The sequence below is a fragment of the Desulfosalsimonas sp. genome, assembly GCF_055149105.1.
The window spans coordinates 1-13,178 of record NZ_JBSRLA010000080.1; the positions used below are offsets into that span (position 1 = coordinate 1).

The window sequence follows — 13,178 nt, forward strand, 5'->3', positions numbered from 1 at the left end:
AATATCTGCGTTACGCGCAATTTCTCAGAATTTCACGTACGGATAAGTACGCTGCATTCTTCGAAATTGCGCAAGCCTTGATCTTGAACTGTTTACGGCACCATCTGAAATCAGACTTTTTACGAAGGCATCAAAACTTAACACTGCCTGTAAAAAAGACTTTTTACAGGCTTATCAAAAATGAATCAAACAAGGAGCTTTTGTTATGACATCAGTGAATTACGATGTGCTTACCCCTGTTCAGTTTCTGGAGCGGAGCGCTGTGGTGTATGCGGACAACATTGCAGTGGTTCACGGAAAAACCCGCTGCACCTATGAACACTTCTACAGCCGCGTGCGCGATCTTGCCGCAGCCCTGGCCGATGCGGGCATTCAAAAGGGAGACAAGGTGGCCTTTATCAGCCCCAATATTCCGCCCATGCTTGAAGCCCACTTTGCCGTGCCCATGATCGGCGCGGCCCTGGTCTGTGTCAATATCCGGCTTTCCCCGAAGGAAGTGGGCTATATTATCAATCATTCCGAATCCCGGATGGTTTTTGTGGACAATGAATTTGCCGACCGAATCGAGCCGGTCAAGGAAGAATTGCCCCATGTCAAGCGTATCGTCAACATCTGTGACACAAGCGATGAGATGCCGCTTCCGGGAACGGATTATGAATCGTTTCTGGCTTCAGGTGCGGGCAAACCGGCCCCGTTTTTGGTGGAAGACGAGCAGGAGGTGGCCACCATCAATTACACCAGCGGCACTACAGGCTCGCCCAAGGGCGTGATGTACCACCACCGCGGAGCGTTTTTAAACGCCATGGGAGAGCTCATTGAATTCGGCTTAACCCCGGAATCCAAATACCTGTGGACCCTGCCCATGTTTCACTGCAACGGGTGGTGCTTTCCCTGGGCCGTGACTGCTGCCGGCGCCACCCATGTATGCCTTCGGAAAGTGGAGCCGGAAACCATTTACAACATGATCAGCTCCGAGCACATCACCCATTTGTGTGCCGCCCCCACGGTGTTGATCGGGCTTTCAGCCCATGCCGAACAAAAAAGCATCAAACTCGACCATCACGTGGAGATCATGACTGCGGGCGCACCACCGGCCCCCCAGGTGATTTTAAACATGGAAAAGGTGGGCGCCAACATCACCCAGACTTACGGTTTGACAGAAGTCTACGGCCCGCACTCCATCTGCAAGTGGCAGGACAGGTGGAAGGACCTGGACCCCGAGGAGAAAGCCAGGATCAAGGCCCGGCAGGGAGTGCCTTATGTGCATGCCCTGCACATGGACGTGGTCGATCCCGAGACCATGACCTCGGTTCCCCGTGACGGTCAGACCATCGGCGAAATTGTTATGCGGGGCAACAACGTTATGCTGGGTTATTACAAGGATCCCCGGGCCACCCGCGAGGCTTTTGCCGGCGGCTGGTTTCACTCCGGGGACCTGGCGGTGATGCACCCGGACGGATACATCCAGATCATGGACCGCAAAAAAGACATCATCATCAGCGGCGGGGAAAATATTTCCACCGTGGAACTGGAAAACACCATTTACCAGCATCCGGCTGTTATGGAGGTGGCCGTGGTCTCAACCCCGGATCCCAAGTGGGGCGAGGTGCCCAAGGCCTATATCACACCGCGTCCCGGGGCAGAACCCACAGCCGAAGATATCATTGATTTCTGCAAGCAGAATCTGGCCCGTTTCAAGGCGCCCAAGCACGTGGTCTTCGGGGAACTGCCAAAGACGGCCACGGGTAAAATCCAGAAATACAAGCTGCGCGAAAAGGAATGGAGCGAAACGCAAAAGGCCGGCTGATAATCAATGCGCACAGGTGCCGGGGCTGTGGAAACAGCCCCGGCATTTGCTGAATTTTTCCGTAAACGCTCAATGTCGCTTACAAACCGACCCCGCCCTTGGACTTCTTGGAAGTGTTCCCTCCGGGCCGCAGCCCGGGACTGAACACTGCCCTTTTTGCTGCATGCTGAATAGCTTTGATTTTATTTTTTTGAACCTTGAACTTTGAACCTTGAACTTTTACAGCGCCATCAAAGCTGGTGGTAAGCCACTCTGTCATCTGCCAGGCACTCCCGGGCCAGGTCGACCAAGTGGGCGTGATGGGTAAAAAAGATCACCTGGGTCTGTGCGGAGAGATCGGCCAGGATTTCCAGGGCGGCTGCGGCCCGGTCATTGTCGAATTTGATCAGGATGTCATCGACAATAAAGGGCATGGGGCTGGTTTTTTCAATTGTCATTTCCAGGCCAGCCAGACGCAGTGACAAATAAAGCTGGTCTGCCGTGCCGTCGCTCATGGCCCATACAGGTACCAGTTCGCGCTCTTCCCCGCGCACCCCGGTGATCACCGGACGGCCCGTATCGTCAAATTCCGGGCGCATGCCGGAAAACGCACCGCAGGTGATTTTTGCAAACAGCTCCGAGGCCCGAAAGAGCATGGGGTCCTGGTTTTTTTCCCTGAACCGGTCAATGGCCCGGTCCAGCACCCGGGTGGCGATCCTGACCCGGACATAATGGCGGGCATCGGGCTCCAGGCGCCCCAGAATTTCCTGGCGCTTCTGGGCCAGTTCAGCGGCTTTTGCACTGCCGTCCATTTTCGACATTTCATTTCCCAGGCTGCCGAGGGTCTCTGTGAGGCTGTCTTTCTGCTTTGTCAGCTCTGCAATTTTCTCATCATAGCGGCTGATTTCCGGTTCAATGGTATCGGCATCCACGGCTCCGGCCGCAGCTGTAAATTGCTCCACCGTGGCCCCGCCGGAGAGTTCCAGGATTCTTTGTTCAAGGGATTGTAACTCGGTTTCGAGCTGTCTGCGCTTTTCGGATCGCTGCTCGGCTTCGGGCAGCTGCCTGTAATCCGTGCACCCGGCCTCCTCGCACATCCGCCCAAGTCGGGTCTGCAGGGAATGGGTGTTTTTGCGGGCGGTTTCAAGGTTTTTTTTCTCTGCTGTCAATTGTTTTTCAAGGGTGTTTTTCCGGGTTCTGTCCTCTCTGGCACGGGTCAGGCGGGCGTGGAGCTGCAGGACGATATCCTGGGCCGCACTGCCGGAAAGATCCGGGGCAACGGCATCTGTCAGGGCCGAAACCTTGCCGGAAAACGCCTCAGCATCCCGGTCTATGCCCTGGATGCGCTTTTGAAGAGTTTCGGCGTTTTTAAGTTTTTCGAACAGAGTGCGCACATCCTCCATGACCGCTTCGGCTTCAGCCGGGCGGGAGTCTGCGGACAGGCCCAGAGAAGAAACCGCTGCCGCCCAGCTGGCGCGCCATTTTTCAAACTCCTTTTGTCCGGTTTCAAGCCGGTTTTTGGCCGCAGCAAGTTCCTTTTTTTTGGCCGCGGCTTCGGAGTCGATTTTTTCATGTTCGGCAGCGAGATTTTTCTCATCTTCAATGATCTTGCGGGCCTGAAATACGAGCCGGCTTAAGGAGACGCCGGAAAAATCGGTTTGCGGATCCAGTTTTTTGAGCTGCTCTGCCAGGGCGGCCCGGCGGGTTTCGGTCTGGTTTTCCAGATCCCGTGCTTTTGCGCAAATCTGTTCAAATTCGGACAGCTCGTTTTTTACGGCCATAAAATCCCGGGCCCAGCGCTCCATTTCCCTGGGCGTTTTCGGAGAGATCCCGGTTTGCGCCCAGAGGTTTTCCCATTGACCGCCAAGGTTTTCAATCTCTTCCTGTGCCTGTTTGTATGCCGCATCCAGTTCCGCCCGGCGGTTTTGTGCGGCCTGGTGGTCCGCAGCCAGCCTTGCATGCTCGGCCACCCGGTCAGCCTCCCGGCGCAGGCGATCTGCAAGTTCGTCTGCACCTTTTACATGGTATTCAAAGGCGTCAGCCAGAATGGTGCAGTTGTCTGAAAGGCCAAGGTATTCGGAAATCGACTGCTCGTCGACGCTGCCGCCTTCAAGCCGGGTGCGGACAAGCTGCCAGCCCTGATCCCTTCGGGCCCGGGCGGTGGTCAAGTCAGACTCGGAGGGTACGGCCTGGGCCATCTGCGCGGCCTTTATGCGGGTTTCGGTTTCCCGGAGCTGCTCATCTATCTGCTGGCGCTCCCTGGCCAGTTCCCGGGCGCGCGTTTTGCCCTGATCAAAGCTGTCTTCATAAACCTGGATGGTTTCTATTGCAGGGACCGGCAGTTTTTGCAGCTCCCCGGCGGTTTTGGCGGACAGGCCCATCTGCTCAATCCGGTTTTCAAAAGCGGCCCTGCGGGCATCCATGCCGGCAAGATCCTGCTTGTTTTGTTTTTCCAGGGGTGCGTATTCCAGGGCCTCTGTAAGCACGGCCTCCAGGGCTGCTATGGATTGCGGGTCCCGGGGCTTGGGAAGCTGCTGTTTTTGTTCTTCAAGGTGCCGGATTTCCCGGGTTGTTTCCGGCAGGGCCTCTTTTGCACTTTCCATTCGGGTTGTGATCTGCTCATATTCAGAGGAAAGGCGCCGGATGGCCGCGGTCTGTTCCTTTTTGATGCGCAGTTGTTCGGCATCTTCAAGGCTTAAATCACCTGAGAGGTTGCGCAGGATTTCCCGGCATTCGCCCAGCAGGGCAGCGCGCCGGGTATCGAGGCCCACCCGGTCAGCTTCGGCCTTGTGCTGGCTGCCAAGCTGCTGATAAAGTTTTTCAATGAGTCCGGCGTTGTTGATAATTGCATGATCTGGCAGCAGCCCGGCCATTTCTTTTTCAATGCCGGAAATGGCGGTTTCCGCACGTTCGGCCTCCCTGCCGGCCATGTCGAGTTTAGATACAAGATCCCGGCGGGTTTCGGCAAAATCGGCTGCCAGCACCGGGGTGTTTTCATATCGGGCCAGCAGGTCTGTGACTTCCTGCCGCCGGGCAATGACAGGCAGGGCCTGTCTGATTCTGTCCAAATGATGGCGCGCCTTTTGGTTTTCCCGCAGCTCGGCTTCAACCCTTTGGCGGTTTTCCACGGCCTGCCGGTACTCCTTTTCAAGCCCTGTCCACCGGGAGCCGGGAAGCATGGTCTGCTGGAGCTGTTTTTCAATGTCTTTTAACTGCAATAACGCGGCATTGATGGCCGGGTTTTTCCCTGAAGGCTTAAACAGATTCTCGGCTTCGGCCTGAAGCGCATCACGGATTTCTTTTAGCCGCACGATGCCGGAGCCGGCCGAAAATACGAGCTGGCCCAAATCCCCGGCCCCTGAAACAATCTGGCGGCCGCCGGCCACCAGGTCGTCATATCCGATGCCAAACATTGTGGCAAAAACATCTGCATCCACGTGGTTTAAAAACCCGGCCAGAACGCTTTCCTCCACCACGGTCTGATCGTCTGCCCCCCGCAGGGTGTTGGTCCGGCCCTTGCGCCGGACAATGTCGAGTCGCTGCCCGTTATCCGCGCACAGTGTTGCGCCCACGCGCATTTTGGCATAAGGGTGGATGAAGCTGTCGGCGCTTCGTTCGTCAATTCCGTAAAACAGTGCGCGCAAGGCCCGCAATGCCGAGCTTTTGCCGGCTTCATTGGGGCCGTAGACCAAGTGAAGGCCCCGGCCGGATCCGCTGAAATCAAGGCAGGTGTTTGTAAACGGGCCAAATGCGGTCAGGTGAAGGGCATCGATTTTCATGATCTTTCTCCTTTGCCCGTCAGCCGGCCCATCAGTTCCGGCCGGACCTGCTCCAGAAGCTCCTTGATCCAGTCCGGATCATCGCATTTGATGCCGTCCGGCTCTTGTCTGATCTCTATGGGCAGCTTGCGGCAGAAATCCGAAAGCTCGCTGCCAAGGGCTGTTCTGGCCTCCGGGTCGTGTGCCAGGTCCTCAAACAGGGATAAAAGTTCTTCCATGGCCCCGCCTGAAGGCGGGTGGTCAATATCTGCAGGAAGGCGGCAGAAAAACCGGACTTTTTCCACCCACACCCGGCCTGCGCCGGTTTCAATGGCTGCAGCCCGGATTTCGCCGGTCCAGCGTTCCGGGTCTGCGGCCAGTTCGCCGGCAGCCTTTGTCTCACCAATGATTTCCACCCGAACGGCCAGGGGCATGGCATTGTTTTCCGAAATCACGGCTTCCAGTTGGCCGGCAAACGCGCTGATCACTTCACGGGCGTCGTGGCTGCCGCCCGCGTCAACAGAGATCAGGCACCAGCGCACCACGTCAGTGGGGGTAAATGCAAGGTCAATATCCGTGCTGTCTGTTACTGTCACCAGAACGCATCCTTTGGGCCCGGCCTCCCGGATATGCCGGCCCTGGGTGTTTCCGGGAAACACGATAAAGGGGTTGCGGCTCAAGACCTCGTGATCGTGAACATGGCCCAGGGCCCAGTACTGATATCCTGTTTGCGCAAGCCGGGCAGGAGAGCAGGGGGCATAGGCTTCATGGCCGGGTCTGCCGGTGGCGCAGGTATGGAGCATGCCGATGTTAAACCGGCCGGGCAGGGGGGCGGGATAGTCTGCGGACAGATCGTTTTTTTCCGCGGGTGCGGCAAAACTTCTTCCGTGGATGGCCACGGCCGGATCATCCATGGCTGCGGTTTCGGCCCGGTTGGCGGCAAACAGGGTAACGTTGTCGGGCATGCGCAGCGAGCGGGTGATGGTGCTTGCGGCATCGTGGTTTCCGGCTGTCACAAATACCCGAATACCGGCTTTTTGCAGGCGGACCATCTGGTTGATAAAATACAGGCCGGTGTTGTAATCCTTCCAGTCCCCGTCGTAGAGATCTCCGGAAATCAGAATAAAGGACACTTGCTGCCCGAGCGCGAGTTCCACCAGATTTTCAAAGGCCCTGCGGGTTGACAGCCGGAATTCCTCAACAGGGGCCCCATCATAAGCCTCGAGCTTGTGCATGGGACTGTCAAGATGAATATCCGCAGCATGGATAAAACGAAACATAATCGGGTAATTCCTTTTTATTTGACTGTGCTGCACTCATAAAACAATACATAAGGGCAAATATCATGGCAGTAGCCGTGATCGATCTGCTTGAAAATGGCGGCCAGGACCTCGCCGTGCCGGTCGGTGAGACCGGCCTGCCTGACCATGCCGGTCTCACCGATTTCATGGATAAAACCCGAAGACACAAAGGTTTTCATCACCGGCTGGTGCACGTGGAAAATGGCCAGCCCCATGTCCCGGGCCGCAAGTTCATCTTTTAGCGCGCGCAGTTCGTCAATGGCTGTGATATCAATAAAGCCCACAGCCTGAAAATCAAGCAGCACATAGACAAGCGGGGTTCGCACCGCATCCACCCTTTCAAGAATGTGGGCCACCGTGTATTCCGCGTTGGCAAAAAATATGACATTGTCTGAGCGCAGATGAAGAATCTGGGGGCAGCCGGGCTTGTCTGCGGCATCAGCGTTGACAAATACATTGATTTCCGGATCCTTGGTGATTTGCACAATGCGCGGATGCATGGTTTTCCACATGAAAAAGATCAAAGAGGCCGCAAACCCGATCATAAGTGCATAATCGGGTTTGACCGCAAGGGCCAGAACAAAGACTGTGACAGCCACAATTCCGTCATCTTTGTTCTGACGCCACAAAGAAAGCACCTCCCCGGGGTGAAACAGGGTCATAACCGCGCTGATGACAACAGCGGCAAGGGCGGCTTTGGGAATATAGGTGAAAAGCGGGGTTAAAAACAGCAGGGCAAAAATCACCAAAAATCCTGAAACAACGCTTGATATGGCGGTTTTGGCACCGGCTGCAAAATTAACGGCCGTGCGCGAAAACGAGCCGCTGACCGGATAGCACTGGAAAAAACCACCGACCAGGTTGGCCAGGCCCTGGCCCACAAATTCCTGGTTCACATCGATTTTCTGTTTGGATTCAGATGCCACGGCCTTGCTCACGCTGTAAGTTTCAGCAAAGCTGACCAGGGCGATGACCACCGCCGGACCGATCAAATTGCTGACTGTCTCCGGGGCCACTGACGGCACGTAAAATCCGGCCAGCCCGCCCGGGCTTTTTCCGGCAACGGCAACCCCGGCTTCATGGAGTTTGAGCAGGGCCACCGCGCCTGTTGACACCACAAGGGCCACAAGCCCGGCCGGAAAGGCGGGCCGGTATTTTTTGACAAAATAGATAAAAACAAAGCACGAAACCCCTATAAGCACGGTGGCCGGATGCAGGCCGGAAAGATTCTTCCCGATTTCAATGAGCATAAAAACGATAAATTCGTGGCGCTCCGTGCTGAGTCCCAGCAGGTTGGGGATCTGGGCGGCGATAATGATCAGGGCCGCCGCAGAGGTAAACCCCTTGACCGCAGAATGGGATATAAACGACATGGCCTGGCCCATACCGGCAATACCCACAGACAGGTAAATGGCCCCCACAGGGATTGAAAGCACCAGGGCCAGGTCAATGAACTGCCGGCTGCCGGGTTCTGCCAGGGGTGCGAGGGTGGTCAGCACCAGCAGGCTCATAATGGCAATGGGACCGGTGGCCAGCTGTCTGAGGCTTCCCCACAGCCCGCCGATGATCGGGGTGATGGCAGCCGCATACAGGCCGTAGACCGGCGGAAGGCCTGCTAACATGGCGTATGCCATGGACTGGGGAATCAGCACCACGGCCACGGTCAGCCCGGCCAGGCTGTCTGCGCCAAACATTTGCCACGAATAGCCCCTGAGCCATTGGATAAAGGGGAAAATCCGGACAAGCAGGTTGTTGTTTCGAAACATGCGGCCGGTCATGGGTGTTTCCTGTTTATTGTTTCAGACAGATGCGCTCAGAAAGTTTTCTACCAGGATTCTGCATTGCCGACAACCGGGTTTTGTCCCGGATGCAGCCGGTATGTTGACAAAGTCGGCAAGGTTTCTTAATTTATTGATAATCAGCTTTGCCTGCGAATGATTCAGCCGCCAACTTCAGTAATGATCGAAAGGAGGGAAAGTCATGGGTTTTGCACTTTCGGATATGCAATTGACCAGTCCGGGGTTTGAAAACCGGGGACAGATCCCGCAAAAATACACCGGCTACGGAGAAGATGTATCCCCGCCCCTGGAATGGACAAAAGTGCCCGAGGGCACACGCAGCTTTGCCATTATCTGTCATGACCCGGATGCACCGCTGGTGGAGCCGGGTACCTACGGGTTTGTCCATTGGGTTCTCTACAATATCGCCGGCGATGTCTCGGGAATTCCGGAAGGATGTCCGGACTACACCATGGGGGTAAACAATTTTAATGAAAAGGGGTACAAAGGACCCAAGCCCCCGGCCGGCCACGGCATCCATCATTACTTCTGGTGGCTGCTGGCTTTAAACAAGGACCTGAAACTTGAACCCGGCCTGACCCAGTGGCAGCTGCTGGAGAAAATTGAACCGCACCTGATCGGCATGAACCGGATTGTGGGTATATATGAAAAATAAATCCAAGGGCGGGGTCGCTTACAAACCGACCCCGCCCGCAGGGTTGCCTTGGAAGAAGAAGTTCAAGGTTCAAAGTTCAAGGTTCAAGGTTCAAAAAAAATAAAAGCTTTTAAACATGCGGCAAAAATACCGCTGTATGGAGATAAACAGCTTTTTACGGGTTATTCAAAAAGATCCTTGAATTGGCGCATTTTTTGCGGTCCCCATTGGCTGCAGAAGGCGGGTTTTCCTTTCATGACAAGCTGCATGCAGATATCTTCGCACCCTGGATCGCAGTGAATGATTTCATCCTCCCGGCCCTCCCTGATTTTTTTGGGCCAGTCGGGATCGGCAAGCAGCACACGGGCCAGACCCACCAGATCGGCTTTGCCTGAAGCCAGAATGTTTTCTGCCGTGCTGCCGGAAGAAATTCTGCCGGCCGTGATCACCGGCACGGTCACATGCTTTTTGATTTCCGCGGCCAGATCCGCCATGTAGCCTTCGGTTTTGGATTGGGCAATGATTTCAGGCTGCATAAAGGATTCATAGGTGCCGCCCATGACTGAAAGATAAGCTGCTCCGCCATCTGAAAGAGCCCTGGCCACCCGGGTGGATTCCGCGTGTTTTAAGCCGTCATCCAGAAATTCATCTGCCAGAAACCGGTATCCCACCGGAAACTTTCCCACTGCATCCCTGACTGCGCCCAGCACCTCCAGGGGAAATTTCATCCGGTTTTCAAGGCTGCCGCCGTATTCATCAGTGCGTTTGTTGGTATGCGGGGATACAAACTGGGCCAGCAGGTAGCCGGTGCCGCCGTGGAGTTCAACCATGTCAAATCCGGCCTGTTTGGCGCGTTTTGCCGCATCGCGGAATTTGTCCCGGATCTGGTGGATTTCGTCAATGCTCAGGGCTCTCGGGGTTTTGCCGAATGTATCGACTTCCGAGGGCGCCACAGGCTGTTTGCCCCCGGCAAACCGTCCCGCATGATTGATCTGGATGCATGCAAGCGCGCCCTGGTCCTTGATTTCTTTGGATAGCTGCGTCAGACCCTCCAGGTACTGGTCTGCATCAATGCGGATGGTGTGGTTGCCGGCACTTGCCGCGGGATGGTCCACGGTGGCGTTTTCCACCACGATCATGGCGGCCCCGCTTTGGGCCATCAGGCGGTAATGTTCCAGCAAAAGTTTGGAGACAGCCCCGCCTTCTGCTGCATAGCCCAGATACAGAGGCGCCATGGTGATCCGGTTCTCCAGCCGGATGCCGCCGACTTCAATGGGGGAAAACAATGTTGAGTACATGGCTGCCTCCTTGCTTAAAGGATTGATCAACTGAATCGTCTGGCAATGAGTTTGCCGAGAAACTGCATATGATCAAAAATCGCCTGCCGGTCCCGGCCCGGGTAATTGCGAAAGGATATCAGCACGCCGTTTATTGCGGCAAAAAGGGCCCGGGCCATGGCCCGTGGGTTTTCGGTTGTATGGCCGGCTGCAAATATGGCTTCCAGCCGGTTGAGCAAATCACGGGCGGCATTGTTGAGCTTTTCCACCAGGTCCGGGGCCAGTTCCCCGTCGAGCATGAAATGGGTCATCATCCGGAAATAATGATCCTTTTGTGTCAGAAAATCAATGAAATCGGCCACAACAGCTTCCAGCAGATTTCCTGAAGGGTTGTTTGCGGCAATGGCATCAATTCTGGTCAGGATTTCTTCCACGCCGCGGAGAAAGGCTTCCATGAAAAGGGTTTGCTGATCCGGAAAATACCGGTAGATGGTGGCATGGGAAATACCGGCTTCGCCGGCAATGTCGCGAATGTTGACTTTATGAAACGGCTTGACCCCAAAGACCCGTTCTGCCGCATCAATGATTACGTCCCGCCTGGCATTTTGCTCCTGCTTCTTTAAATCCGCAAACGTCTGCTTTTCAGGTATGTCCATTGCGCGCGCCAGGTTGATTCTCCTGTTTCAATGGTTCATGGTTGTTTAAAAGCTTTGATTTTATTTTTTGAACCTTAAACCATTAACTTTAAACTTTAAACCTTAAACTTTAGACCTTGAACCTTGAACCTTTACTGCTCCATCACTTCAGACAAGGCCAGATCCTGATAGGCATGAAACAAGCGGTGACAGAATTGGTCCCATTGCTTCCAGAAATCCAGTGAGGCATCGTCTGTGCCAAAGGGTTCGGCGACTGCGGACAATTCCTTGATTTCTTGGGCCAAGGGAGCAACAACCTCGGATTTGGCACCTTTGAGCACTCCGGCAACAAATTCTTCCGGGGGATACCAAGGCTTTGCCCGCTGAATGTCCCGGTAAATCTGTGTGAGCAAAACATTTCGCGGTCCCTCCCAGAGTTCGTTGACCGCCCCGTCCCGGTATATGCGCGGAAGAGAGGAAAAATCCTCCATGACCCCGTGGCCGCCGAAAATGGACATGGCCATCCGGGTGATGTCAACAGTATCCCAGGAAGCCGTGATTTTCTGCAGCATGATCAGTTCCCGGATGTCAAAGCGATGGCGTTTCTGCGCTTGGGTTTCATCATTTGTCATCCCGCCTTTGAGCCCGCCTTCCAGGGCCAGAAAATCCCGGTAAAGCCGGAAGGCCCCGGCTGTGGTTCTGCGGGCGGCTGTTTCCATCTCCCGGATCTGGCCGGCCACCAGGGGAAAGCGGTTGATGGGCATGCCAAAGGCCTCCCGGTACTCGCTGTATTTTTTGGCTTCCCGGGCTGCCCGGGTCATGCTGGCCGCACCCGAAAGCCCCACAGTAAGACGTGAATAGGTGAGCACCACGCCCACCACGTTGGCCACCCCCCGGTCCAGGGGGCCCACGGGATAGGCCACGGCCCCGTCAAAAGTCAGTTCTGCCGTGGTCAGCTCGCTGGTGCCCATTTTCCATTTGATCCGGTCAATGGTATACCCGTTTCGGATCTCCTTTTCCTTGTTTCCCGGCAGCCAGGAGGGCACCACAAACAAGGCCACTTTTTCCGCCCCTTTGGGCCGCGCAGTGACAACGGCGTAGTCGGCATGGGTGGCGGAACAGAAAAACTTGGTTCCGTACAGCCGCCAGGTGCCGTCTTGTTCCACGGCTTCAAGCACGTTGGCCGGCACGTCAGAGCCGCCGTGGATTTCGGACAAATATTGGGCGCCGATGGCAAAATCGCCGTCAATGCCTTCCTTGCAGTGCTGGACAATCTGTTTTAGCTCCGGGGTGTCGGCAAACTGTTCGATAATGGCCACCAGCCCCTCGGTGCAGGTTACGGGGCAGGCAATGCAGGCTTCGCTGTTTTGATAGATCAGATACATTTTGATCAGTTTGACCCATGGGTCGGTTTTCTTCGAAAAAAGGGCCTCTTTGAAGACTTCCTCTTCCATGACCCGGGTTTCCATGGGCCGGACAATGCGGTCGATGCGATGATTGTGGCCGTCATAGTGCATCATGTACGGCCGTTTTTCCGGCCAGGCAATGGCATCGGCCAGATCCCGCCACCGAAAGGAGGCTTTTTCAGAGACTTCTCCGGCCGCCTTGTCGACCATTTCGAATTTGTCTCCGGTGTAGCATTTCAGGACCTGTTGGATAAACGGATCATCCCGGTAGTAGTCCACCTGATTTCGCCACTCAAGAAACGGGTCGAAATTGTAGGAATTGATTTCCCTTGGATTACGTTCCATATGGTGCTCTCCTATTATAAATAGTTAATAAAATAACCATTGGTTACTTTATTAAATCAATGATCATTTTTTTGTCAAGCAAAACCCTGATAAGCCTGTAAAAAGTTTTTTTTACAGGCAGTGTTAAGTTTTAAGTGATTAATTGCTACGTCTCACAATAAGTGACCCCAAAAGTCCAACAATAAATGACTGTAGATGGGGTTAACCAGTATCAGTCAACCCCATCTTATAGATTAT

Annotated in this window: 9 protein-coding genes; 3 read left to right on the forward strand and 6 right to left on the reverse strand. The window is 54.9% G+C overall.

Annotation, left to right across the window (positions count from 1 at the left end; translation table 11 throughout):
• A partial coding sequence (locus ACTCIA_RS14955; RefSeq protein WP_463002609.1) for a hypothetical protein occupies positions 1 to 209 on the forward strand: 209 nt, incomplete at its 5' end.
• A complete protein-coding gene (locus ACTCIA_RS14960; protein ID WP_463002610.1) occupies positions 206 to 1,807 on the forward strand; it encodes a long-chain-fatty-acid--CoA ligase in 1,602 nt (533 codons plus the stop codon). The genes ACTCIA_RS14955 and ACTCIA_RS14960, both read left to right, overlap by 4 nt.
• Positions 1,808 to 2,037: 230 nt before the next feature.
• Here ACTCIA_RS14960 and ACTCIA_RS14965 read toward each other — a convergent pair whose 3' ends face one another.
• From ACTCIA_RS14965 to ACTCIA_RS14975, 3 genes are read right to left on the reverse strand one after another with little or no spacing between them, the layout of a single operon-like run.
• Positions 2,038 to 5,565, reverse strand: coding sequence for an AAA family ATPase (locus ACTCIA_RS14965; protein WP_463002611.1), 3,528 nt, complete (start codon positions 5,563 to 5,565; stop codon positions 2,038 to 2,040).
• Positions 5,562 to 6,824 carry a metallophosphoesterase family protein gene (locus tag ACTCIA_RS14970; protein ID WP_463002612.1) on the reverse strand — a complete coding sequence of 421 codons (1,263 nt, stop codon included), beginning with the start codon at positions 6,822 to 6,824 and terminating at the stop codon, positions 5,562 to 5,564. Before ACTCIA_RS14970 ends, ACTCIA_RS14965 begins: the two co-directional genes overlap by 4 nt.
• Positions 6,825 to 6,841: 17 nt before the next feature.
• Complete coding sequence (locus tag ACTCIA_RS14975; RefSeq protein ID WP_463002613.1) at positions 6,842 to 8,623, reverse strand: SulP family inorganic anion transporter; 1,782 nt, start codon at positions 8,621 to 8,623, stop codon at positions 6,842 to 6,844.
• Between the two features lie 202 nt (positions 8,624 to 8,825).
• Between ACTCIA_RS14975 and ACTCIA_RS14980 the strand changes: the two genes are divergently transcribed.
• Positions 8,826 to 9,299: a YbhB/YbcL family Raf kinase inhibitor-like protein gene (locus ACTCIA_RS14980; RefSeq protein WP_410270057.1), complete on the forward strand. Its 474-nt coding sequence runs from the start codon at positions 8,826 to 8,828 to the stop codon at positions 9,297 to 9,299.
• A 161-nt stretch (positions 9,300 to 9,460) separates the two neighbouring features.
• Here the strand turns inward: ACTCIA_RS14980 and ACTCIA_RS14985 are convergent, their stop codons facing one another.
• From ACTCIA_RS14985 to ACTCIA_RS14995, 3 genes are all read right to left on the reverse strand, one after another.
• The gene (locus tag ACTCIA_RS14985) at positions 9,461 to 10,576 is read right to left on the reverse strand and encodes an oxidoreductase (RefSeq protein ID WP_463002614.1); all 1,116 of its coding nucleotides are present in this window, start codon (positions 10,574 to 10,576) and stop codon (positions 9,461 to 9,463) included.
• A gap of 26 nt (positions 10,577 to 10,602) precedes the next feature.
• On the reverse strand, positions 10,603 to 11,211 hold the full coding sequence (locus ACTCIA_RS14990; RefSeq protein WP_463002615.1) for a TetR/AcrR family transcriptional regulator: 609 nt from the start codon (positions 11,209 to 11,211) through the stop codon (positions 10,603 to 10,605).
• A 131-nt stretch (positions 11,212 to 11,342) separates the two neighbouring features.
• The gene (locus tag ACTCIA_RS14995) at positions 11,343 to 12,941 is read right to left on the reverse strand and encodes an acyl-CoA dehydrogenase family protein (RefSeq protein WP_463002616.1); all 1,599 of its coding nucleotides are present in this window, start codon (positions 12,939 to 12,941) and stop codon (positions 11,343 to 11,345) included.
• Positions 12,942 to 13,178: the final 237 nt, after the last annotated feature.